Below are 24,280 nucleotides of genomic sequence, written 5' to 3'. Positions count from 1 at the left end.
GGTTCTTCCATCGCAACATCGGGAGCATTCCATGGCTGGCCCTGGAGCTATTGCAGTCGCGCGGCCGCGCAAGCGGCGAAGGCGTGCTAGCTGGCACGGATTTCTTTACATCGCGCCGGCCATGGCGCTTGTCATCGTCTTCTTCATCGTACCAGTCGTCTTCACCGTCTGGATGAGCCTTCATAACTGGCCGCTGCTCGGCAATCCGCGCTGGATCGGCTTCGGCAACTATATCCGCATGCTCTCCGACATGCGTTTCATGGCAGCGTTGCGCTTCACCGCCTATTACACCGTCGTCGTCACCATCGCGATTTTCGCCGTTGCCTTCCCGCTCGCCTTCTTCGTCGAGAAGCACCGGCCGTTCGTCGGCTTCTATCGAACGATCATCTTCCTTCCCGTCGTCGTCGGGCTTGCGACCGCATCGCTGCTCTGGGTCTGGCTTGCCAATGTCGACAGCGGCTTCTTCTCGCCGGTTGCGCAGGCGCTTGGCCTCGTCGATAAAAGACCGAACCTGCTGGCCGATTTCGACATGGCATTTGCAACCATCATCGTCATGGTGGTCTGGAAGATCGCCGGCTTCACCATGATCATCTTGCTGACCGGCCTGCAGGCGATCCCTTCCGAATTGACCGAGGCCGCCCGCATCGATGGCGCCAAGCGCTGGCAGCGTTTCCGGCATCTTACCCTGCCTTTGATGCGCCGCACGATCGCACTCGCGCTGATCATTTCCATCACCGGCTCGGTGCTCGCCTTCGACCAGTTCTACATCATGACATCAGGCGGCCCGCAAAACCGGATGATCTCGGTGGTCTATTACATCTTCAACCAGTCCTTCGTGTCCTTCAATCTCGGCTATGGCGCAGCGCTCTCGATCGCGCTCCTCGTCATCCTGGTGCTGATCAGCATCGTCCAGCTCTGGCTGCTGCGCGTCGGGGAGGACAAGCCATGACCACGGCAAAGGAGCGCCGCGCAAGGCGCAAGCTCTTAGGCGGCATCGGCTATCACGGCATTGGCGTCGTCATCGTCATCTTCTTCTTCGCGCCTTTCGCGATCGCGCTTCTGTCGTCGTTCCGGCATGGAACCGAGGCCAGCCTTCCGCCGCTGCCGCCATGGCCGACGACCGGCTTCAGCTTCGACGCCTATCGTTCGCTCGATGGTTTCGGCGCCGGCGTGCTGCAGCATACGCTGAACTCGCTTTTCGTCTCGGTCGTGACCGTGCTTTTGACTGTCATCGTCAGCCTGCTGGCCGGCTATGGTTTCTCTCGCTATCGCTTCCCCTTCAAGGGCGCGCTCTTCATCCTGATCATCGCAACGCTGATGATCCCCTTCCAGTCGATCCTGACGCCGCTCTTCATCATCCTGGCAAGGCTCGGCCTCAACAACTCGTTGATCGGACTGACGCTCGTCTATGTGACGCTGCAACTGCCCTTCTCGGTCTTCATGATGCGCAACGCCTTCGACGCCGTGCCGAAGGAGATCGAGGAAGCCGCGCGCATCGATGGCGCCCGCGATCTGAAACTGCTGTTCCGCGTTCTCTTCCCCTTGGTATTGCCTGGCGTCGCGACCGTTGCGATCTTCGCCTTCCTCAATGCCTGGAACGAGTTCCTGGCGGCATTGGTGCTCCTGTCGAGCAACGAGAAATTCACCCTGCCGGTGCTGATGATCGCCGTCAGGACCGGCCGCCTCGGCGCCGTCAACTGGGGCGCGGTGCAGGCCGGCATCGCCGTCATGACCATCCCCTGCGTCATCGTCTTTCTGCTTCTGCAACGCTACTACATGCGCGGGCTGATGGCCGGCGCGGTGAAATAACCCCTTCAACAACGGATCAAAGCCATGTCTGACAGAGAAAACCGCCAGTTTCGCCCCCTGCCCGTCCCGAATGTCGAGCTTGCCGGCCTGTTCGGCGCCCGCCAGGATGCCATCTGCAACTCGACTGCGGCGACCCTCCTCGACCGCTGTGTCGAGGCAGGCATGATCAAGGCCATCGACGTCGACCAGCCTAGCCCCGGCATCGTCATCCCTCTGCAGACCTGGTCGGGCTCGACGCAGATGTTCTGGGATAGCGACCTCGGCAAGTCGATCGAAACCATCGCCTATTCCCTCTATCGCCGTCCCAACGCCGAACTGGAGGCGCGCGCGGACGCCATCATCGACATGTATGAAAAGATGCAGGACAAGGACGGCTATCTGAATGCCTGGTTCCAACGCGTACAGCCCGGCCGCCGCTGGACCAATCTCCGCGATCATCATGAGCTTTATTGCGCGGGACATCTGATCGAAGCGGCTGTCGCCTATTACCAGGCAACGGGCAAGCGCAAGCTGCTCGACATCATGAGCCGCTTTGCCGACTACATGATCACCGTCTTCGGCCATGGCGAAGGCCAGCTTCGCGGCTATTGCGGCCACGAGGAAGTGGAACTGGCCCTCGTCAAGCTCGCCCGCGTTACGGGCGAGAAGAAGTATCTCGACCTTGCCAAATATTTCATCGACGAACGCGGCCAGGAACCACATTTCTTCACCGACGAGGCGCTTCGCGACGGTCGCGACCCCAAGAATTTCGTGCAGAAGACCTATGAATACAGCCAGTCGCATCTGCCGGTGCGTGATCAGACCAAGGTCGTGGGTCACGCCGTGCGCGCCATGTATCTCTATTCCGGCATGGCCGATATCGCGACGGAATATAACGACGACACGCTGACTTCAGCACTCGAGACACTCTGGGACGATCTGACGACCAAGCAGATGTATGTGACCGGCGGCATCGGGCCGGCTGCCTCCAACGAGGGCTTTACCGACTATTACGACCTGCCGAACGAAAGCGCCTATGCCGAGACCTGCGCCTCCGTCGGTCTGGTCTTCTGGGCGAACCGCATGCTCGGCCGCGGCCCGAACCGCCGCTATGCCGACATCATGGAAGTGGCGCTCTATAACGGCGCCATGGCGGGCCTGTCGCAGGACGGCAAGACCTTCTTCTACGAAAACCCGCTGGAGAGCGCCGGCAAGCATCACCGCTGGACCTGGCATCATTGCCCCTGCTGCCCGCCAAATATCGCGCGGCTGCTCGCCTCCGTCGGCTCCTATATGTATGCCGCAGCCGACAATGAAATCGCCGTCCATCTCTACGGCGAGAGCAAGGCCCGCGTGCCGCTCGCAGGCGGCGTGACCGTGCAGCTTTCCCAGACGACGCGCTATCCCTGGGACGGCGCAATCCGCTTCGATGTCAATCCCGATCGCGCAGCGGAATTTGCTCTGTCGCTGCGCATCCCCGAATGGGCCGAAGGTGCCACGCTTGCAGTCAATGACGCGCCGGTCGATCTCGCAACGATTACCGTCGACGGCTATGCCCGCATCGAACGGGAATGGCAGGCGGGCGACAGCATCGATCTTGTCCTCCCCCTTATCCCTCGCACTTTGTTTGCCAATCCGAAAGTCCGTCAGGATGCCGGACGCGCCGCGCTGATGCGCGGGCCGCTGGTCTATTGCGTCGAGACCACGGACAATGGCCAAGACCTGAACGGCATTTCGCTTTCCAGCAACCCGGCATCCGCCAAGACCGCGGAAATCGCCGCGCTGGAAGGAGCGGTCGCACTCGATGTGCCGGTGACGCGCGACGCGGCTGACTGGGGCACCGATCTCTACCGTACAACACCGCCAAAGGGCACGCCTTCCACCGCCCGTTTCGTCCCCTATCATCTCTGGGACAATCGCGAGCCCGGCGAAATGCTGGTCTGGCTCCGCGCCGATCAGATGCGTCACGGAGCCTGACATGACGAACAAGGGCATGCGCCTGACCGGCGTCCGCAAGAGTTTTGGCGGGCTTGAGGTCATTCACGGCGTAGATCTCGACATACCGGAAGGCGCTTTCGTCGTCTTCGTCGGCCCCTCCGGCTGCGGCAAGTCCACGCTGCTGCGCATGATTGCCGGGCTGGAGGAAGTCACCGACGGCGAAATCGCCATCAAGGGCCGGGACGTCACCGATCTTGATCCCTCCGAGCGCGGCATCGCCATGGTCTTCCAGTCCTACGCGCTCTATCCGCATATGAGCGTCCGCGACAATCTCGGTTTCGGGCTGAAGATGGCCCGGACCGCTGCATCCGAAATCGAAAGACGCGTGCGTTCCGCCGCCGCGATCCTCAAGATCGATCACCTGCTCGATCGCCGGCCGGGACAGCTTTCCGGCGGCCAGCGCCAGCGTGTCGCCATCGGTCGCGCCATCGTTCGCGAGCCGGATGTCTTCCTCTTCGACGAACCCCTCTCCAATCTAGACGCGGAGCTGCGCGTCTCGATGCGCATCGAAATTGCCCGGCTTCACCGAGAGCTCGGCAATACGATGATCTATGTCACCCATGACCAGACCGAGGCCATGACGCTCGCAGACAGGATCGTCGTGCTGAGAGACGGTCGGATCGAACAGGTGGGCAGCCCGCGCGAGGTCTATGAAGACCCGGCCAACAGTTTTGTCGCCGGCTTCATCGGCTCGCCGAGGATGAACATGATCGAGGCCACATGGTCCGGTGACGGCACGGCGAAGGTCGGCGATGGTAGCGTCACGGTCGCTCTAAGCCAGCACAAGCCGTCATCGGGCGAAAAGCTCCTGCTTGGTATGCGCCCCGAACATCTTGTCGTCGCTCCCAGCGCGGAAGATGCCTTGCAGGTCACCGTCGACGTCACCGAATATCTTGGCGGCACCCGCTATCTCTATTGCCAGACGGAAGACGGCCAGCCCCTCATCGCCGAATATCGCGACGGGCCGGAAATTGGGCGCGGCGACAGGCTCCATTTGCACTGCCCGCCGGAACGGCGGCGCTATTTCGACAATCAGGGGGAAAGGCTGCGGTAGCTGCACTGTCGAAAACCGGCACACATGCCAGAATGGGCACTCGCCATTCCAGGCGGACTAGAATTCCCACGGAGATATCAGGCTGAGCCCAGCGTCACGGAAATCGGATAGATTGCGAGTGGCCAACCGTCCACCGTTGACTCGAGCGATGGCGGCAATCATGCCATCTGCCGTCGACATCGGGCGCCCTTGCCTCTTTGCCGCGCCCATGAGTTCGCCATAGTCCAATGCGGCCTCTTCGGTAAGACCGAAGATCCGATCGGCAAAACGATAGCGCCATTCGGACAATCTCTGCTCTAACCGGCCAGCCCGCTGGTCCGGCGCGATCTTTTGAATACCAAAGGCGATTTCAGCAATAGCCACAGTCGAAAGTGCTATCTCCGCATCATACCGACCAAGCCATGAGATCACGGCTTCATCAGGCAGTTTCCTAAAAGTTTCGGAAATAACGTTTGTGTCCAGAAATATCACAGATCGATACCGTGATTGAGTTGACGCCCCTCGCGAATGATAGATTCAAGGTCAATATCATCATCGTCGCGCATGGCCATTCGAGCATAGAAGGTCGAGGCGGGTTCCCGACCCGCCTCCCGAATCTCGTATGCTTCCAGCGCTCGTTCGACTATATCGGCGATTGTCCGGTTTTCGCGCCGGGCGAGCCGATGCGCGAGGTCACGCGCCCTGGCACTACGAACGGATAATTGCGGTTCAGCCATATCTGTCTCCTGTTGGAGATGAATATAGCGATCTGCCATCCAGCCATCAAGATGGCAAGGGATGGCTAGATGGCTCAGCCAAAATCAAGCCGCCTTGCTGATGCGGACCGGAATGGATTTATACGACGGCGTGCCGCTTTCCTTGTCCTGGTAGTCGAGCGGGATCAGGCAGTTTGCCTCGGGATAGTAGGCGGCGACGGAGCCTTCGGAAATATCGTAGGAGATAGCCGTCAGCTTCAGGAGCCGCTTGCCCCCGGACGGAAGTGCAGTCTCGATCTCGACGAGATCGCCATGCTCCAGCCCTTTCGCCTCTAAATCCTTGTCGTTCATGAACAGGACGTCGCGGCGGCCGAATACGCCGCGATAGCGGTCGTCCATGCCGTAGATCGTCGTGTTGTACTGGTCGTGGCTACGGATGGTGGCGAGCTTGAGGATGGTCTCGTCCGTCAATGAAATATCCTCGTTGAGGCCGGAGAAAAGCTTGAACTCGGCCTTGCCGGACGGGGTCTTCCAGATACGCTCGGTCGGTCCGAGCGGCAGACGGAAGCCACCCGGCACGCGGATGCGCTCGTTATAGCGGGCGAAATCAGGATAGACGACTTCGATCTTGTCGCGGATCAGGTCGTAATCGTTGATGAGCTCCATCCAGGCGACCTTGCTTGCCGGCAGGGTTGCCTGCGCCATCGCGGCGACGATGGCCGGTTCGGAACGAAGTTGATCGGAGGCCGGTTTCAGGCGGCCGCGCGAGGCATGCACCATCGACATCGAATCCTCGATCGTCACCGATTGCGGGCCGGTCGCCTGAACGTCCTGCTCGGTGCGGCCGAGCACGGGGAACAGGAAGGATTCCTTGCCGATCAGCAGGTTCGAGCGATTGAGCTTGGTATTCATATGGACGGCAAGATCAAGCTTGCGCATCGCCTCGGCGCACAATTCCGGGTCCGGAAGCGCAATCGAGAAATTGCCGCCGAGGCAGAGCAGCACCTTCGAGCGGCCTTCCGCCATGGCCTGCATGGCGGCAACTGCATCATGACCATGATGGGCCGGCGACGTGAAACCGAAGGCGCGCTCGATGCCTTCGATCAGCGCCGGCGTCGGCTTCTCGGTGATCCCGACGGTACGATTGCCCTGCACGTTGGAATGGCCGCGCAGCGGGCAGATGCCCGCGCCCGGCCTGCCGAAATTGCCCCGCAACAGCAGAAGGTTGGCGATCTGCTGCACATTGGCCGTTCCCTTGGCGTGCTGGGTGATGCCCATGCCGTAGGTGACGATCGTTGCTTTCGATTTGGCATAGATGGCGGCAACGCGCTCCAGATCGGCGCGGGCAAGACCCGAAACCCGCTCGATGTCGGCCCACTCAGTCTGATTGATATCGGCGACGAGAGCATCGAAGCCGATCGTATGTTCGCCGATGAAGGCATGATCAAGGATATCCGGCGAAGTCTCGGCCAGAGCCAGAACCGCCTTCATGATGCCCTTCAGCGCTGCGGCATCGCCGCCGATCTTGACCTGATAATAGGAAGAGGCGATCCGCGTCGAGCTGAAAGTCGCCATCTCGATCGGGCTCTGCGGGTCGGCGAAACGCTCGAGCGCCCGCTCCTTCAGCGGATTGAAGACGATGATCGGCACGCCGCGGCGCGAGCATTCGTGCAGCGTGCCCATCATGCGCGGATGATTGGTGCCGGGATTGTGCCCCATGGAGATGATCAGATCGCATTCGTCGAAATCGTCGAGCGACACGGTGCCCTTGCCGATGCCGATGGATTGCGGCAAGCCGACGCTCGTTGCCTCATGGCACATATTCGAGCAATCGGGGAAATTGTTGGTGCCGTATTCACGGGCGAAGATCTGGAAGAGGAAAGCCGCCTCGTTGGAGGCGCGACCCGACGTGTAGAATTCGACCATATCCGGATCGGGCATAGTGCGCATGACCTCGCCGATGCGGGCAAAAGCGTCCTCCCAGGCTATCGGCCGGTAGGTATCCGACGCCCGGTCATAGACCATCGGATGGGTCAGTCGGCCGGCATCCTCAAGTTCGTAGTCGCTCCAGGTCAGAAGCTCACTGACCGTATGCTGGGCGAAGAACTCAGGCGTCACGCGCTTGTTGGTCGCTTCCCAGGTGACGGCCTTGGCGCCATTTTCGCAGAATTGGAAGGTGGAGGTATGTTCCTTGTCGGGCCATGCGCAGCCGGGACAATCGAAGCCCGCGGGTTTGTTGGTGCGCAGCAGCAGCCCGGGCGCCTCGGTGATATCCATTTGCTCGCGCACCGCATTGGCGGTAGCCTTCAGCGCTCCCCAGCCGCCGGCCGGGCTGTTGTAGGGACGAATACCGGGGACGTTACGCTTCTGCACCATGATACACTCCTTCGGCTACCTGCGCGGCTTCCTCCCAAAGGCCGGGTGTACAAGAGATAGGCTTGCGACATCCGGGAGTAAAGCACTACCAATAGGCACTTGACAAAGCAATCAATACGCGTCGCGGCGGACAATACGGGGTATTGAGGCGCTCAGACTCAGTTCTTGAAAACCACGCAATTGCCGCCTTGCTGCCGGATCTGCACGCAAACGGCGTCAGCCTCTTCGCGCGTTTGCCGCCCGATGCGCGCCGCATAGCGGATACGGCGGCCGAAGTCGGCATTGCGCTGACGCACGATCAGCGGCTTTTCGGCATTGAGCGGCGACGGCAATTTTTGAATGTTTGCAGCAAATAGCCGCCGTGCGGCATCCAACTGGAAATGCTCGGCCAATTGAGCGCCCCAGGGAGCCCATGGCCGCTCCTGTTCGAGGGGGGTCGGCTTCAGACGCCGGCTCTGGGCAAGCGCAACGCATGAGTCGACGAAGGGCTTGCCCTTGTCCAGCACCGGAGCGGCGATATCGGGCGGATCGTCCCGCCATTCTTCGACGCTATGCGCGGTGATGGCCGTCACATAGTTGCGCGTCTCATAGGGCAGCCCGCCGGAATTCAGGAAATTGGCAAGGCCGGCTTCGCCAGCATTGTAGGCGGCGGCTGCAAGCCCCAGATTGCCGAAACGGTTGCGCAACTCGTCAAGATAAGTGGCTGCCTTGCCGAGCGCTTCGAGTGCATCGTAACTGTCCCGGACGCCGCGCAGCTTCGCCGTTCCCGGCATGAATTGCGCGATGCCGCGCGCACCTTTTGGGCTTACTGCATCGGATCGAAACAGGCTTTCCCTCCAGACAAGCCGCGCCAGATAATCCGGCGGCAAATGATTGGCACCGGCGAAATATTCGATGGCCGTGCAAAGATCCCGATTATAGCTGTCCTTGCGCAGGCAAAGCGTCTCGCCCGTTTCCGTCGTCAGTGGGCCGGAGACGCAGACCGGCGGTGCAACGCTCCATTCCGGTTGCGCGACTGCCGGGCCGAGGGCCGAAATGCCGGTAATGCACGCGATGGCGAAGGCGACGATGATGCGGGGGACGCCTGTCCTGTGATGCCTGCCTGCCATCTAAGCGATATCCGTCCGAGACCAACCGATCGCAAATTCGCGGTCTCTTCATAACATCGATGAGCGGCGGCGAAAACCTCCGGAGCGAGGACGATCGCCTTAAGCTCGCTATTGCGCGAGACGCCCACCGCGCATCGGCGCAGGCACGCCCGTCGTGCCGGGGAAGCTGATCGGCAGGCCACGCAACACGCGCACGGCTAGAAACGCAAAGCATTCCGCCTCCACCGCGTCGCCACGCCAGCCGAGATCCTCGGCGAAGATCGGCTCGACGCCGGCCCGGCTTTGCAGCATCGACATGATCGTCGGGTTGTGCCGGCCGCCGCCGCTGACGACGACCTTGCTGGGCCGCCGAGGCAGCAGATCCAGCGCCTTGCCGACCGCGCTTGCCGTGAAGGCCGAAAGCGTCGCCGCCCCGTCCTCCGGACCAAGACCATCCGCCATGGAAGCGCCGAAATCGAAACGATCCAGCGACTTTGGATAGGGCGCAGTTAAATAGGGGTGTTGCAGCAGTTTTTCGAGCCGTGCTTCATCCACTTTGCCGGCACGTCCCAACGCCCCATCCCGGTCCATCTCGCCAAGTCCGTGCGACTTGATGAAGTCGTTCAGCGGCGCATTGGCCGGCCCTGTATCGAAGGCGACGAAATTGCCCTCACCGTCCCACCAGGTCACATTGGCAACACCGCCGAGATTGAGAATGGCAGCCTCGCCCGCAGCACCAGCGCCGCGCAGGAGTGCCGTGTGATAGGCTGCAGCAAGCGGCGCGCCCTGCCCGCCGGCGCGCATGTCGGCGGAACGGAAATCATAAGCGACCTTGGTGCCGAGAATGGAGCGCATCAGCTCGCCGTCGCCAAGCTGGCGCGTCTGGCCCAACCGGTCCTTTTGCGGCGCGCGATGCAGCACGGTCTGGCCGTGGAAGCCGACGACGCCGATATCGGCCATCGTCATGCCGTTATCTTCGACCAGTTCCCTCACCGCTTCGGACTGCGCTCGCGTCAGCGCCTCCTCGGCGGCCTTGAAGATCGCCGGTTCCGGCCCTTCGAAATTCCATGCCCGCGCTTGTCGGAGCGTCTCCTCCAGCAGTTCCCGAATCCAGCTCGGATAAGGCGCCAGAACATAGGGGCCGAACTCCTCGATCCGCTCACCGTCCGTCTTCAGCATGGCAACATCGATATTGCCGTCGAGGACGGTTCCGGTCATCAGACCGACTGCCCAGATTGGTTCCATGGTGAGGCTCCTATGCTGCGTTGACGTGATCGCTGACGGCCTGACGAAGCGCCAGAATGCCGCTGTCGAAATGGCGTGTCGGATGAATGCGGTTGGTGAGCAGGGTCCACGCCCTGCCCTTGTCGAAATCGATCCAGAGCGCCGTGCCGGTGAATCCCGTATGGCCGATGGTTTCGGGCGAGCAGAGAGCACCACCGTGCCAGCCGTCATGGGGCCGCTCCCAACCATGGGTACGGGTGGCGGAAAGCGGCGTCCGCATCAACGAGATCGCTTGCGCCGATGCTCCGCTGCCATCGAGCAGGCCCTTGGCAAAATCGAGAATTGCGTCGGCAGTGCCGAACAGGCCCGCATGGCCGGCACCGTGCAATGCCGAGCAATTGTCGTCATGAACTTCGCCCGACAGAATACGGTGACGCCAGGTGCAATCTTCCGTTGCGGCGGATCGATCGGGGACTGAGGAGAAGGCAAAACCCGGGCCTGCATCCATGGCGCGAATGGTGTGTCCGGCCAGTCGCTCTAGCGCAAAACCGAGCAGGATGAAATTGATATCGGAATAGACCGGCGGCCCGGCACGCCATTCGCGCTGGAGGATGAAGGTACGCAAGAGAACCGGGTCGCGACCATAGGTATAGATCGGTTCGACCGCCGGAAAAGGCGTCTGATGGCCGAGGCATTGCCGGAAGGTCACCTTCCGCTCCCAAGCCTCGGCACTGTATTGACGTAGGTCCGGCAAGAGCGTCGTCAACGGTGCGTCGAGATCGATGGTGCCGGCCTCCGCCAGCGCAAGAATGCGCGGCGTGGTGAAAATCACCTTGGTGAGCGAAGCGAGATCGAACCATGTATCGACCAGCATCGGCCTGACGCTCGGGATCTTCTGCGCCGACCCGATGGCGCGCAGGAGCCGGTTGCCATCGAGATCGACCATGCCGAGGACGCCGCCTGGAATTCGCGCCGACCCGACCGCTTGCTCAAGCGGTGTGAAAGCCCGATCAAACCGTTCTTCGAATTGCATGTGCCCCCCAGCCATATCCTTCTCCTCGCCGGTCGCTCAGGCTTCCGCCAGAGCCATATGATCCGGCGCGAACCGTCGCCATTCCGGCGCTGTCGGCTCGAAGCCAATCGGCCGCACGAGCGAAGGAACCTGACGCGTATCAAGCGTGAAGTTTTCCTTGCGCCGGGCAACTGTCGGCACCGCCGAAATCAGCCGCCTGGTATAGGAATGCTTTGGTTCCGACAAGACGGAGGCGGCGTCGCCGATCTCGACGATCTGCCCGGCATAGATGACAGCGATCCGGTGAGCAATTCGCTCCACAACCGCCATGTCATGCGAGATGAAGAGGTACGCGAGCCCATATTCGCGCTGAAGCTCGATCAGCAACTCCAGGACCTGCGCCTGAACGGACACGTCGAGCGCTGACACGGCCTCGTCGAGCACCAGTACGGACGGGTTCAGCATCAAAGCACGAGCGATGCACAGTCTTTGCCGCTGGCCGCCTGAAAATTCATGCGGGTAACGTTCCAGGGCATTTTCCGGCAGGCCGACGCGCTTCAGAAGCATGATCATCCGTTGCCGCGTTTCGGCGGAAGTGCGACCACCTGCGGCGATCACCGGTTCGGCAAGGATGTTGTCGACGCGCAGTCTCGGATTAAGCGAGGCATAGGGATTTTGAAACACCATCTGCACGGCGCTGCTGCGATCCGCAGCCTTGCCGGCATTGGTCGTGAACGTGCCGCGGGTCGACTTGACCAGCCCGAGGATCGCCCGTGCGGTGGTTGACTTGCCTGAGCCGCTCTCGCCGACGATCGCCAGCGTCTCGCCCGGCATCAGGTCGAAGCCGACGCCTTCGACGGCATGGACCGAACCGGTCGAGCGACGCAGAAAGCTGCCCTTGACCGGGAAGCGGACAGTCAAGCCATCCACTTTCAGGGCCGGCCCGGCTTGCGTCTCGTCGCGCTGGAAATCCGTGCGCGCGGCCTGCCCTGAGGCGAAGTGCGGGACGGAATGCAGGAGATGCTGGGTATAGGGATGCTTGGGATGATCAAGGATCTGATTGAGCTCGCCTTGCTCGACTGCCTGGCCCGCCTGCATCACCATGACCTTGTCGGCGATCCCAGCGACAAGACCGATATCGTGGGTGATGAAGATCATCGACATGCCGGTCTCGCGCTTCAGCTCGGCAAGCAGCGCCATGATCTGCGCCTGGACCGTGACGTCGAGCGCCGTCGTCGGCTCGTCGGCGATCAGCAGGCGCGGATTGCAGGCAAGCGCGGTCGCGATCATCACGCGCTGGAGCATGCCGCCGGAAAGCTGGTTCGGACAATAGGTCAGACGGCGCGCGGCATCGGGAATGCGCACGCGATCCAGCGCATCCTTGGCGGCTGCCTTTGCCTGGCTTCCCGTCAGGCCGCGATGCAGCCGGAACGATTCCTCGATCTGCGTGCCGATGGTGAGAACCGGATTAAGGGATGTCATCGGCTCCTGGAAGATCATGCCGATCTCGCCGCCGCGGATCTTCGTCAGCTCCGCCTCGCCAGCCTTGGTAAGATCCAGAATGCTGTTGTCGGCACGTTTCAGGCGGATCGACCCGCCGATAATGCGGCCGCCGCCGAAATCGACGAGGCGATTGATCGACAGCGCGGTGACGGACTTGCCCGAGCCGCTTTCGCCGACGATCGACAGCGTTTCGCCGGCATCTAGATCGAAGCTGACGCCGCGCACGATGGGATTGGCCTCTGGATTGCGCCCAAAGCCGACGCTGAGATCGGAAACCGAGAGAAGCGGCGTCATACCGTCGCCCTCCTCATTTTCGGGTCGAGAATGTCGCGCAGGGCATCGCCGAGCAGGTTGAAGCCGAGAATGGAGATCATGATGGTCACGCCGGGGAAGATCAGCAGCCAAGGCGCCGTTTCCATGAGATTGCGGCTGTCGCTCAGCATCAGGCCCAATGAGGAGGCAGGCGGCTGCGTTCCCAGGCCGAGGAAGCTCAAACCCGCCTCCGTCAACAGCGACCAGGCAAGCGCCAGCGTCACCTGCACGGTCAAGGGTGCGACGAGATTGAGCAGAAGATGCCGCGTCAGGATATAGGACCGGCTGCTGCCGAAGGTGCGGGCAGCATCGACGAAATCGCGCCCCTTCAGCGAAAGCGCCGGACCGCGCACGACGCGGGTAAAGATCGGCGTATAGACGAGCGCGATCGCAGCGACACTGGTCCATGTGCCAGGCCCGACGATGGCGATGATCAGAAGCGCCAGCAGGATCGCCGGAAAGGCGAGCAGCACATCCATCGTGCGCATGATGACGCCATCCCAGCGCTTGCCCGACCAGGCAGCCGTCAGGCCAAGCAGGGTACCTATCAAGGTTGCAACGGCCACGGAGAAGAAGGCGACGGTGAAGGATTCGCCGATGCCATGCATCAGGCGGCTTGCCACGTCGCGGCCGAAAAGGTCGGTACCCATCCAGTAGGTGAGGCTCGGGGCGTGCAGCCGGTCGATCCGGTTCTGCATCAGCGGATCGTGCGGGGTCACGCCGAGCGTACCGAGGATGGCGAGCAGGACGTAAACGAGGACGATGATGCCGCCGATCCGGCCGCTCACATGTCCGAAAATAGCCTTGACGATGCGCATCAGCCTTCTCCCAGCCGAACGCGCGGATCGAGCGCGACATAGGCGAGATCGACGAGCAGATTGACGATCATGAAGTTGAAGGCAATAAACAGCACGCTGCCCTGCACCAGCGCATAGTCGCGCTGCAGTATGGCGTCGAGCACCATGCGTCCAAGTCCCGGCAGAGCATAGATCTGTTCGACCAGCACCGCGCCACCGAGCAGATAGCCGAATTCGACGCCGCTCAGCGTTACCACCGGAATCAATGCATTCGGTAGAGCATGCCGCCAGATGACGCCGCGCGCCGGAACACCGCGGCTGCGAGCCGTACGCACATAGTCGTCACTCAGAACATCGAGCATGGCCGAACGCACGACACGCGTCACCGACGCCGCAAAGGCAAAGCCGAGCGTCAGCGCCGGCAGGATCATCTGGCCGAGATTTTCGAGCGGGTCCTGCCAGATGGGTGTGAAGGCGCCCATGGTCGGCAGCACGCCGAAACCGGCGGACAAGGCATAGATCAGCAGCAGTCCGAGAACGAAGTTCGGCGTCGACTGCCCGATCATGGCAACGATGCGCACGAGAAGATCGGACAGCTTTTCGTTTCTGGTGGCGGCAAAGACGCCCGCCGGCAAGCCGATAGCGAGCGCGATGACCATGGAAAGCAAGGCAAGCTCGAGCGTCAACGGAAAACGCTCCAGGATCATGTCGAGCACCGGCTTGCCGTAGGTGACGGATATGCCGAGATTGCCCTGGAAGACGCCGAGCAACCAATGCCAGTATTGAACTGGCCAGGACTGATCGATGCCGAAATAGGCGGCAAGGGCCTGCCGCTGCTCCGGCGTCAGCAGGCCCGCATTGGTTCCGAGCATCGCCGTGATCGCATCGCCCGGCACCAGCCGGATGGCGACGAAGACGAAGATGGACACGCCCAGCATGATCAGCGGGAACGTCATCAGCCGGCGCGTCAGGTATGCCATTGCACTTCCTCTAAATCTCGACTGCTATTACTCGATCGAGACTTTGCTGAGACCGAACAGCGAGCCTGTCGGCGTCGGGACAAAGCCCTCGACGTTCTTCTGCTCGGCCGTATAGCCATAGGCCGTGTAGAGCCAGATCCAGGGCGAGACTTCGGCAAGATGCTTTTCGAATTCGGCGAAGATCACCTTGCGCTTGGCCGGATCGGTCTCGGCGCGGCCCTTCTGCATCAGACTGTCGAGGGTATCGTCGATATAGTTGGCGACCTTCTGCAGGTTGCCTGATTTCGTCCAGTAACGGTTATACATCGAATAGGGATCGGCGCTGCCGCCGTTGAGGGCGACCGCCATGTCGAAATTGCCCTTGAGCCAGGTGTCGACATAGACATTGAGTTCCATCACCTTGATGTCGAGCTTGATGCCGATTTCGGCGAGCTGCGACTGGATGACTTGCGCTTCCGCCGTCGCTGTCGGCGGTTCGCCGGTCGCGGCAATCACGGTTGCCGAGAAACCGTTGGCAAAGCCGGCGTCTGCCATCAGCTTCTTCGCCTTGGCGACGTCGCGCGTATAGCAGAACAGCTTGCTGGGGTCGGTCGCATAGAGCGGCATCGTCAGCGGCCCGGTCACCTTGCCCTCGCCGAGAGCTGCCGTATCCATCACGTCCTTGCGGTCGATGGCGCAGGAGATCGCCTGGCGCACCGCCAGCTGATCCATCGGCTTGCGCGAGGGATTGAGCTGCAGGACATTGTAGGCAAGCACCGGCGTGCGGGTGAGCTGCAGCTTCGGCTCCTTCGGCACCAAGGTCGCGACGAGCGGATCGTTCAGCAAGGCGAAATCGGTCTGACCGGTGCGCAGCGATGCAAGGATCGCCGTCTCGTCGGGCAATACGCTGATGTTAATGCCTTCGACACCGACGGTTCCGCCCGCCCAATCCTTGTTGGCGCTCAGAACTTCCTTGGAGTTCGGAACCCAGCTGTCGAGCTTGAAGGGGCCGGAGCCGATCGCCTTCGTGCCGATGGTGCCGGCAGTAATTTCGCTTGCTGGAACCACCGCGGCATTGAGGCTGGTCATGGCGGTCAGAAGCGGAACGTCGGGCTGCGACAGATTGAAGACCACGGTCGTGGTGTCCGGTGTATCGATGCTTGCGATCGACAGGAAGTTGGCGCGAGCGACGGCACCGGTCGCCTGGTCGAGAATGCGCGTGAAGGAGGCCTTCACGTCAGCCGAGGTGACGGGCGCGCCGTTCTGGAACTTGGCCTTTGCATTGAGCTTGAACGTCAGTTGCTTGCCGTCCGGCGAAAACTGCCAGCTCTCGGCGACTCCAGGCACGATCTGCAGATTGCCGTCAAGGCGAACGAGCGGCTCATAGATCAATTCGAGCAGCCGGATGGAGGAGAATGCGGTCTGCTTGTGCGGATCGAGCCCGGTCGCGTCCTGCGACCACGCCATGCGCAGCGTTGCCGCCTCAACAGGGATCGCGGCCGTCGCCAGGCCAATCCCCACGGCCAGCGCCACTCCCGAAATCAGCTTCCTTCCAAAATTCCCTTTCACTTTCAGTCCTCCAAATTTTTAAAATGTCCCCGGCCGATTTTGGCCCATTGATTGCCGGTGCGGCAGGCCGCAACGGTTGTCTCAAGCAGTCCTGCCGTTGATCGCCTTGCGCAGGAATCCATCAGCGTTTTGCAATGCCGCGCGGGCTTCTTCAATGCCCATCCCGGTAATTTCCATGAGAATGGCAAGCTTCACGTCGTTGCCGGTCAGATCGAGCACGCGGCGCGCTTCCTGTTGCGAGCAACCGGTCGCCTGCATGACGATACGCGAGGCGCGCGCCACCAGCTTCTTGTTGCTGGCGCTGACATCGACCATCAGGTTCTGGTAGCTCTTGCCGATGCGGATCATGCTCGCCGTCGTCAGCATATTGAGAATGAGCTTCTGCGCCGTACCCGACTTCAGGCGGGTTGAGCCGGTGAGGATTTCCGGGCCGACCACAGGCGAAATCGCCAGATCAGCAATGCCGGCGATGATGGAGTTCGGATTGCAGGAGAGCGCCACCGTAAAGGCGCCGATGCCCTTGGCGTAGTTCAGGCCGCCGATGACATAGGGGGTACGGCCGCTGACGGCGATGCCGACGACGACATCATCCTTGCTCAGCTTGATTTCCTCCAGCGCCTGGCGCCCCTGCTCTGGGTCGTCCTCCGCGCCTTCGATCGAGCGCCGCAGCGCATCCGGGCCGCCGGCAATCAGACCGATGACCATGTCGGGCGGCACACTGAAGGTCGGCGGGCATTCGGAGGCATCGAGAACACCGAGGCGGCCGCTCGTGCCGGCGCCCATATAGATCAGCCTGCCACCCTTCTGGAACGCAGCCACGATCTGATTGACGGCGGCGGCGATTGCCGGGATCACCTTCTCGACGGCGACCGGCACCGTCTGATCCTCATAATTAATCTCACGCAGAATATCGAAGGTCGGCAAAAGATCGATATGCATCGTATTCGGATTGCGCCCTTCGGAAACCAACTGCTCCAGTTCGGATATCAACTTCTGCTCTGTCATGGGCCTGCTCGCGAAATAACGCCTGGATATCAATATATTACATTGGCAAGCTCGATCATTTTCATATCGGGCCCACCGCAGCAAAGATCGGTTTTCAGCAAGACGGGCGACCGAAGCCGACCCAGACGCGGCATGGCCTTTTTGGCTTTGTTCCGCGTCCATTCCCTGTTTACCTTGGTTAACACTATGTCCGTTTATTCCATTCGTCAATCCAGAAAGGAATAAAATATTCCATCATTGCCGTGAAAAGATTCACCGCTTGGCAGAGCCTTTGTCAGCCTTGGCAAATGGCTTTCCTGGCAAGAATGATCGCACCGGAGACGGCATCGCCGTCCATGGGCTTCAAGCGCCGGCGCACATCGGGCGAGAGCCAGGGTTCGAGCGGGCTCGCAAGACCGCCGAGCAGGCAGACGCGCGGCGCGCCCTTATCGAACAGCGTGCGAACAAGCGTGTCGATATGGCCGGCCGCGCTTTGCACGATCCGCCGCGCGACGGCATCGCCTTGATCGGCGTGACGCAGGACCATCGGTGCAAGAGCAGCATAATCCGTGGCCGACGCCCGGTCCATCCAGGCGACCGCCTCCATCGGATCATGCTGGAAACGCTGCATTATCTCGGCAAGCAGCGCGGTTTTTTGTTCGCGACCGTCATGGGCGCGCAGGGCAAGCTGCACCGCCTTCAGCCCGAGATAGGCGCCGCTGCCCTCGTCCGAAATCGGAAAACCGTAGCCGCCGACCCGCAATTGCCGTCCTTCAACAAGGCCGAGGCCAATAGAGCCCGTTCCGGCGATCACGATAGCGCCGTCGCGTCCGGAATGAGCCCCCAGACACGCGCCCTCGCCGTCGCTGATGAAATCGATGCTGGCAAAGGGGTGCTCTATCGCTTTCAGCGCGGCAAGCGCGCCCTTGCGGCCGATCCCAGCCAGCCCGACGCCAACATGGATACGGCTGAAATTGGAATCATTTAACCCCGCTTCCTCAATTGCAGCTTCAAAAGCGCGAGAAATCGATGCCCATGCTTCGGCGATCCCGAGACGGGTCGTTGCCGGCCCGGACAACCCCTGCCCGAGAACAGTGCCTTCGGCATCCTCGATGCGCGCGCGGCAACCTGTACCACCGCCGTCTATGCCGAGAAAATACGGAGTGTTTTCCGATGCGGCAGTCATGATGTTAGCCGTTCGATATCGGCACCGCAGAGGCGTAGCTTGCGATCGAGCTGTTCGTAGCCGCGGTCGAGGTGATAGACGCGATTGACGATGGTCTCGCCCTCCGAGACGAGGGCTGCGAGAACCAGCGAGACAGAGGCGCGCAGATCCGTCGCCATGACCTGCGCACCTTTCAGCGGCGCGCCGCCGCGCACCAGCGCCGTTGTCCCCTGCAAGGTGATGTTGGCGCCGAGTCGTGTCAGCTCCGGCACATGCATGAAGCGGTTTTCGAAGACTGTTTCGCGGATCAGCGACGCACCCTCCGCGCAGCAGGCGAGAGCCATGAACTGTGCCTGCAGGTCCGTCGGGAAGCCGGGATAGGGTTCGGTGGTGATATCGGCCCCCTTGAGCGGACCGTCCCTTGAAACCACCAGGCCGCGATCGCTCGGCCAGACGCTGACGCCCATGGCTTCGAGCGCCTGAACCACCGATGCCAGATTTTCCAGCCGCGCATGGATGAGCTCAAGCTGGCCGCCGGTAATGGCCGCCGCCACCGCATAAGTACCAGCCTCGATGCGGTCGGGAATGCCGTGATGCTTGGCGGGACGCCAGCTGGTGTCGCCATCGATCAGGATGCGATGCGTCCCAGCACCCTCGATCCGTGCACCCATGGCGATCAGACATGCCGCAAGATCAGCCACCTCCGGCTCGCGGGCAGCGTTCAGGATCTCGGTTTCACCTTTGGCGGCGCAGGCGGCCATCATGGCCGTCTCGGTCGCGCCGACGGATGGTGAACTCAGGACGATCCGTGCGCCTTTCAGCCCATTGGCAGCCGAAGCAACAATCAGACCGCTTTGGATGGCGATGTCAGCACCCAGTGTCGAGAGCGCCTTGATGTGCATATCGACGGGCCGTGCGCCGATAGCGCAGCCGCCGGGAAGCGAAACGCGTGCGTGACCGAAACGGGCAAGCAGCGGCGCAAGCACCAGCACAGTCGCCCGCATGCGCCGGACCGTGTCGTAGGATGTCTCCTTCGAGACAATCTCGCTCGCATCGATCATTGTGCCGTGCGGGCCTCGTGCGATCCTGGCGCCGTGGAGGGCGATAACACCCAACATATTCTCGACATCGCTGACAACAGGCAGGTTCGTCAGCTCCAGCGGATGCGGGCTCAAGAGCGCGGCTGCGATCTGCGGCAGGGCGGCATTTTTCGCGCCGGCGATAGTCACCGCACCCTGCAACCTCTTGCCGCCAGAGATTCGAAGTCTGTCCATGATGCAAATCCATTGCGGAAAAGACTGGGACACCACGGGTCCGTGATCCACTCTGCAAGACTATTCGCCAATTCCACACTGTCAACGGGAATTGGAATTTTTTATTCCAATCCGCTGTGATAAGGTTCGATCATGCGAAGCAAGGTTGCCGCGCTTGAGCCGGATGCTATTTTCGGTGTTCGCCTCGCCGCGGGAATCGGCCTCGATGGCTTGAAAGACCCCAAAAGGATCAAATGTCTATCCTTAAGAAGATCAGCGCGCAGCTCGAAACCATGGCCCCGGCTGATCGCCAGATCGGGCAATTCATCATCGACAATCCCGACCAGATGCTGCGCCTCTCCTCCGCGGCTCTCGCAGTGGAAACCGGCCGCAGCCAATCGAGCGTGGTAAAATTCAGCCAGAAGCTCGGCTATGCCGGCTACCAGGAATTGAAGCTTGCCGTCAGCGAGGCCAAGGCTCAGGAATGGCAGGCGCCGGCCGGCATGATCCACGGCACGATCGAGGTGGGCGACGGCTATCTCACCATCCTGCAGAAGCTGCTCGGCAGCAAGATGCAAGCCATGCAGCAGACCATTTCTGTCAACAACGAAGCCGACATCGAGAAAACCCTCGAAGCGCTTCACGACGCCCGGCGCATCCATCTGGCCGGGGTCGGCGCCTCCTCGCTGGTGGCCCGCGACTTTTCCTACAAGCTGATGAAGCTCGGCCGCAACGTGCTGCATGACAGCGACAGCCATGTGCAGATGGCCAATGCGTCGACGCTCGGGCCGGACGACCTGCTCTTTGCGCTCTCCTATTCCGGTGCCAGCATCGAGACGCTACGGATTGCGGAGCTGGCAAGCCAGCGCCAGGCAACCGTCATTGCCGTCACCGGCCTGCAGGACAACCCGCTATCCCGAGTCGCCGATATATGCCTGCACACCGTCGGCGATGAAGACCGCGTCCGCTCCTCGGCCATCACTGCCCGCGACGCGCAACTGATGCTGACTGATCTGCTGTTCATTCTATTGATACAGCGTCAGCCCGATGCCAACGACTATGTCCATAATAGCGAGACGGCAGTTTCCGTCCTGAAGGCCAAGCGCCTTTCGTAACAGCCGACACCGGTCACCAAGCTGTGACGCCCGTGCCCCTGTACGTCGAAGGTTTCGACACATAGCTTGGCAACCTCAACAAATCATAGCGGAGAGATTCCATGGACCTTGGCCTCAAGGATAAAGTCGTTCTGATCACGGGCGGCTCGAAAGGCATCGGCTTTGCCTGTGCCGAGCTTTTCCAGCAGGAAGGCGCGCGGGTCGCGATCTGCTCGCGCTCGCAAGCCAATATCGACGCGGCTCTCTCCAGGCTGCCCGGCGTGCATGGCTATGCCGCCGATCTGATCTTCGACGGACAGGCGCTCGCAGTCGTTGACAAGGTAGAGGCCGATGTCGGCCCGATCGACATTCTCGTCAACAGCGCAGGTGCCGCGGCCCGCACGCCGGCGGACGAACTGACGCCCGCCGTCTGGCGCGCCGCGATGGATGCCAAGTATTTTTCCTACATCAACGTGATCGATCCCGTCATCAAGCGCATGGGCGCGCGCGGATCGGGCGCTGTGATCAATATCATCGGCAATGGCGGCAAGGTCGCCTCGCCCTATCATCTGGCCGGCGGCTCGGCCAATGCTGCCCTTATGCTTGCAAGCGTCGGGCTCGCCAATGCCTATGCCGGTAAGGGCGTGCGCGTGGTCGGCCTCAATCCCGGCCTCACGGAGACAGATCGTGTTGCCGAAGGCCTGAAGGCGGCGGCAAAGATTTCAGGCTCGAGTGAGGAAGAAGCACTGGCTGATGCCCTGAAACGCATCCCGATCGGCCGCATGGCCGATCCAGCCGATATCGCCAATGTCGTCGCCTTCCTAAGCTCGGCCAAGGCTGGCTATGTCACTGGTGTCGTTATCAGCATGGACGGCGCACAGGTGCCGGTTATCGTCTGAACCTTCTGGCACTTCATTGTTCACGTCGCCCGCAAGGCGACCGGCGACCCACCAGCGGTCGCCGGCCGAAACTTATGCTAGCTTTGAGTTGCGCCGTCGAAGATCATCTCGCGCGGAGCAACCTTCGTATTGCGCTGCAGCAAATAATAGACGACGGCGGTTACGACCAGGCTGACGGCCCAGGAAATGTCGGCATCATTGAGCGCGACCGCGATCGGGCCTTCGTAGAGAGGCTGATTGAGGAACGGGATCTGCACGACGACGCCGAGGACATAGCATCCGAGCGCGGTCCAGTTATAGGCGCCATAGCGGCCCGTTGCGTCGTAGAGGGCGGGGATATCCACCTTTTCCCTGGAGATTAGGTAGTAATCGATCAGATTGATCGCGCTCCAGGGCACGAAGACCGCCAGCAGCATCAGGACGAAATTCTTGAATGCCGACAGGAAATCAGCGCTGGCGAGAACGGCGATCAGCACCGACAAAGCCACAAACCCGATGATATAAAGCGCTCTGGCGCCCCGGGAGATCCGGGTCTGGTTGCTGAACGAGGTAAAGGTCGTCAGGATTGCCATGAAGCCGCCATAAGCGTTCAGGCAGTTGATCGTCAGCTTGCCGCAGATAATGACGATATAAACGAGAACTGCGCCTTGCCCCGCCAATGTGCCAAGGAAGCCGACCTGGTTCGAAAGGAATTTCGCACCAACGGCGGCGACAAGCACGCCAAACGTCATGGCAAGCTGAGAAGCGATCGCCGAACCGAGCAGCGTATACAGAAACGCCTTGCCGCCCGATGTCGCTGAGGGAAGATACCGCGAATAGTCCGCGACGTAGGGCGCATAGGTGAGCTGCCAACCGGCCGACAGCGAAACGGCAAGCAGAAAGGTCGCGACCGTTGCAGGCTTTTGACCGAAGGCCGAGTGAATGTCGTACTGATGGAACAGCTGGTAGGACAGATAAGCAAAACCGAGGATACTGATGACCGTCGCGATCCGTCCCATGATATGGATCACCTTATAGCCGACAAGCGCGATCACCGCGCTAAGCACGCCGAAGATCACCATGCCGACGGCCGGATTGGAAACACCAAGCAGCAGGTTCATGGCCTGGCCGGCAAGCACCGTGCCTGTCGCGGCGAAACCCAGATACATCAAAATGACCAGAAGCAGCGGCAGAGTCGCACCCCTGACACCGAACTGCGCACGGCTGCTGATCATCTGCGGCAGACCGAGGCGAGGCCCCTGCGCGGAATGAAGGGCCATCACGATCCCGCCGAGGATGTTACCAACGGCAAGACCCACGATCGCGGTCATCGCCTCCGCGCCGAACACGACGGCAAGCGCGCCATCGAGCACCGCCGTGATCTGCAGGTTTGCTCCGAACCAGAGCGTGAACTGGTCCCTTGCGAAGCCGTGTCGCTCACTCTCCGGTATTCTGTCTATGGTTCTGCGTTCAGCGAATCCGTCGCTGGTCCCGACACCGCTCATCCTGTGCTCCTCCTGGGGGAATTCGGTACTCACGGACCAATGTATATAGAGGAATACGCTTTATGTATATACATTCTAACCGCCTCAGATCGGTCTCAGAATGTCAGAATCCCGAATTCCCCCATGCCATCACAACGAGAGCGCCGCAAGGTTTGCACACCCGACGCTTCAGGCCGCCGCCTTCCAGTCTAGCCCGATGTCGAGCGTCGGAGCGCTATGCGTCAGCCAGCCGGCCGATATCAGATCGACACCGCAGGCGGCAATTGCGGCGGCCGTTGCCGGCGTAATGCGGCCGGACGCTTCGGTGATGGCCCGACCGCCGACGATATCGACTGCCTCGCGCAACTGATCCGGTGTCATATTGTCGAGCACCACGGCGTCGACACCCTCGTGCATGGCTTCGCGAAGCTGCGCCAGCGTATCCACCTCGACTTCGATCTTGACCATGTGGCCGACGCCGGCCTTGGCACGGCGGATGGCTTCCGCGACCCCGCCGGCAATGGCGACGTGATTGTCCTTGATCAGCACCGCGTCATAGAGCGCGAAGCGATGGTTCATGCCGCCGCCTGCGCGCACCGCATATTTCTCCAGTGCTCTCAGACCCGGCGTTGTCTTGCGCGTACAGACGATCGAAGCCTTCGTCCCGGCGATCGCCTCGACGATGCCACCGGTAACAGAGGCAATGCCCGAGAGATGGCCGAGGAAATTCAGCGCCGTGCGCTCAGCCGTCAGCAGACCGCGCGACGGCCCCTCGATCGTTGCAATTACGTCCCCCGCCTTGACCTTCGTGCCATCGGGCGCATGACGGGTCATGACGATGGCGGGATCGACCAGTTGGAAGGCAAGCTCGGACGCATCGAGACCTGCGACGACACCTGCCTGGCGGGTCACCATGGCGACACGGGAGCGGTGCGTTGCGGGGATGACGGCCGTGGATGTCACGTCGCCGGCAAGGCCGAGATCTTCGACCAGCGCATTGCGCACCAGCGGTTCGACGATCAGGCGCGGGAGGGGAGCAAGCGTCAT

21 protein-coding genes are annotated in these 24,280 nt (G+C 61.3%); 6 read left to right on the top strand and 15 right to left on the bottom strand.

The window, feature by feature from the left end:
- The first annotated feature begins 31 nt into the window (after window positions 1-31).
- From BJ928_RS23720 to ugpC, 4 genes are read left to right on the top strand one after another with little or no spacing between them, the layout of a single operon-like run.
- Window positions 32-949: a sugar ABC transporter permease gene (locus tag BJ928_RS23720; RefSeq protein WP_047632621.1), complete on the top strand. Its 918-nt coding sequence runs from the start codon at window positions 32-34 to the stop codon at window positions 947-949.
- Window positions 946-1,809, top strand: coding sequence for a carbohydrate ABC transporter permease (locus tag BJ928_RS23715; protein ID WP_047632619.1), 864 nt, complete (start codon window positions 946-948; stop codon window positions 1,807-1,809). The genes BJ928_RS23720 and BJ928_RS23715 overlap by 4 nt, the downstream gene beginning before the upstream one ends.
- 24 nt (window positions 1,810-1,833) lie before the next feature.
- On the top strand, window positions 1,834-3,765 hold the full coding sequence (locus BJ928_RS23710; RefSeq protein WP_047632618.1) for a glycoside hydrolase family 127 protein: 1,932 nt from the start codon (window positions 1,834-1,836) through the stop codon (window positions 3,763-3,765).
- A 1-nt stretch (window position 3,766) separates the two neighbouring features.
- Window positions 3,767-4,840, top strand: a complete 1,074-nt coding sequence (ugpC, locus tag BJ928_RS23705) for a sn-glycerol-3-phosphate ABC transporter ATP-binding protein UgpC (protein WP_047632616.1) — start codon at window positions 3,767-3,769, stop codon at window positions 4,838-4,840.
- Window positions 4,841-4,897: 57 nt separating this feature from the next.
- Here ugpC and BJ928_RS23700 read toward each other — a convergent pair whose 3' ends face one another.
- The 13 genes from BJ928_RS23700 to murA form a co-directional block, all read right to left on the bottom strand.
- On the bottom strand, window positions 4,898-5,311 hold the full coding sequence (locus tag BJ928_RS23700) for a type II toxin-antitoxin system VapC family toxin (RefSeq protein WP_047632614.1): 414 nt from the start codon (window positions 5,309-5,311) through the stop codon (window positions 4,898-4,900).
- Window positions 5,308-5,556 carry a hypothetical protein gene (locus tag BJ928_RS23695; protein WP_047632612.1) on the bottom strand — a complete coding sequence of 83 codons (249 nt, stop codon included), beginning with the start codon at window positions 5,554-5,556 and terminating at the stop codon, window positions 5,308-5,310. The genes BJ928_RS23700 and BJ928_RS23695 overlap by 4 nt, the downstream gene beginning before the upstream one ends.
- A gap of 84 nt (window positions 5,557-5,640) precedes the next feature.
- Entirely contained in the window at window positions 5,641-7,911 is a 2,271-nt protein-coding gene (locus tag BJ928_RS23690; RefSeq protein WP_047632610.1) for an FdhF/YdeP family oxidoreductase, read from the bottom strand.
- A 158-nt stretch (window positions 7,912-8,069) separates the two neighbouring features.
- Window positions 8,070-9,020: a lytic transglycosylase domain-containing protein gene (locus BJ928_RS23685; RefSeq protein WP_047632608.1), complete on the bottom strand. Its 951-nt coding sequence runs from the start codon at window positions 9,018-9,020 to the stop codon at window positions 8,070-8,072.
- A 108-nt stretch (window positions 9,021-9,128) separates the two neighbouring features.
- Complete coding sequence (locus BJ928_RS23680) at window positions 9,129-10,244, bottom strand: anhydro-N-acetylmuramic acid kinase (protein WP_047632607.1); 1,116 nt, start codon at window positions 10,242-10,244, stop codon at window positions 9,129-9,131.
- A 10-nt stretch (window positions 10,245-10,254) separates the two neighbouring features.
- Complete coding sequence (locus BJ928_RS23675) at window positions 10,255-11,271, bottom strand: serine hydrolase (protein WP_047632606.1); 1,017 nt, start codon at window positions 11,269-11,271, stop codon at window positions 10,255-10,257.
- Window positions 11,272-11,292: 21 nt separating this feature from the next.
- The gene (locus BJ928_RS23670; RefSeq protein WP_047632604.1) at window positions 11,293-13,032 is read right to left on the bottom strand and encodes an ABC transporter ATP-binding protein; all 1,740 of its coding nucleotides are present in this window, start codon (window positions 13,030-13,032) and stop codon (window positions 11,293-11,295) included.
- Complete coding sequence (locus tag BJ928_RS23665; protein WP_047632602.1) at window positions 13,029-13,868, bottom strand: ABC transporter permease; 840 nt, start codon at window positions 13,866-13,868, stop codon at window positions 13,029-13,031. Before BJ928_RS23665 ends, BJ928_RS23670 begins: the two co-directional genes overlap by 4 nt.
- Complete coding sequence (locus BJ928_RS23660) at window positions 13,868-14,827, bottom strand: ABC transporter permease (protein ID WP_047632601.1); 960 nt, start codon at window positions 14,825-14,827, stop codon at window positions 13,868-13,870. The genes BJ928_RS23665 and BJ928_RS23660 overlap by 1 nt, the downstream gene beginning before the upstream one ends.
- A gap of 27 nt (window positions 14,828-14,854) precedes the next feature.
- Window positions 14,855-16,375, bottom strand: a complete 1,521-nt coding sequence (locus BJ928_RS23655; protein ID WP_047632598.1) for an ABC transporter substrate-binding protein — start codon at window positions 16,373-16,375, stop codon at window positions 14,855-14,857.
- 81 nt (window positions 16,376-16,456) lie between these two features.
- Complete coding sequence (murQ, locus tag BJ928_RS23650) at window positions 16,457-17,380, bottom strand: N-acetylmuramic acid 6-phosphate etherase (protein ID WP_047632597.1); 924 nt, start codon at window positions 17,378-17,380, stop codon at window positions 16,457-16,459.
- Window positions 17,381-17,654: 274 nt separating this feature from the next.
- Window positions 17,655-18,545, bottom strand: a complete 891-nt coding sequence (locus tag BJ928_RS23645; protein WP_047632595.1) for an N-acetylglucosamine kinase — start codon at window positions 18,543-18,545, stop codon at window positions 17,655-17,657.
- Entirely contained in the window at window positions 18,542-19,798 is a 1,257-nt protein-coding gene (gene murA, locus BJ928_RS23640; protein ID WP_047632593.1) for a UDP-N-acetylglucosamine 1-carboxyvinyltransferase, read from the bottom strand. Before murA ends, BJ928_RS23645 begins: the two co-directional genes overlap by 4 nt.
- Window positions 19,799-20,031: 233 nt before the next feature.
- On the opposite strand from murA, the gene BJ928_RS23635 reads away from it, so the two are divergent.
- Both BJ928_RS23635 and BJ928_RS23630 read left to right on the top strand, forming a co-directional pair.
- Window positions 20,032-20,892, top strand: coding sequence for a MurR/RpiR family transcriptional regulator (locus BJ928_RS23635; RefSeq protein WP_047632591.1), 861 nt, complete (start codon window positions 20,032-20,034; stop codon window positions 20,890-20,892).
- A gap of 101 nt (window positions 20,893-20,993) precedes the next feature.
- Entirely contained in the window at window positions 20,994-21,770 is a 777-nt protein-coding gene (locus tag BJ928_RS23630) for an SDR family oxidoreductase (protein WP_047632590.1), read from the top strand.
- A gap of 77 nt (window positions 21,771-21,847) precedes the next feature.
- Here BJ928_RS23630 and BJ928_RS23625 read toward each other — a convergent pair whose 3' ends face one another.
- Window positions 21,848-23,254 carry a cytosine permease gene (locus tag BJ928_RS23625; protein WP_047632589.1) on the bottom strand — a complete coding sequence of 469 codons (1,407 nt, stop codon included), beginning with the start codon at window positions 23,252-23,254 and terminating at the stop codon, window positions 21,848-21,850.
- 168 nt (window positions 23,255-23,422) lie between these two features.
- The gene (gene nadC, locus BJ928_RS23620) at window positions 23,423-24,280 is read right to left on the bottom strand and encodes a carboxylating nicotinate-nucleotide diphosphorylase (protein ID WP_047632587.1); all 858 of its coding nucleotides are present in this window, start codon (window positions 24,278-24,280) and stop codon (window positions 23,423-23,425) included.

Origin of the sequence: Rhizobium sp. WW_1, assembly GCF_003610155.1 — a bacterium.
Taxonomy (GTDB): domain Bacteria; phylum Pseudomonadota; class Alphaproteobacteria; order Rhizobiales; family Rhizobiaceae; genus Rhizobium; species Rhizobium tropici_A.
This window is presented reverse-complemented; position numbering and strand designations above follow the sequence as displayed.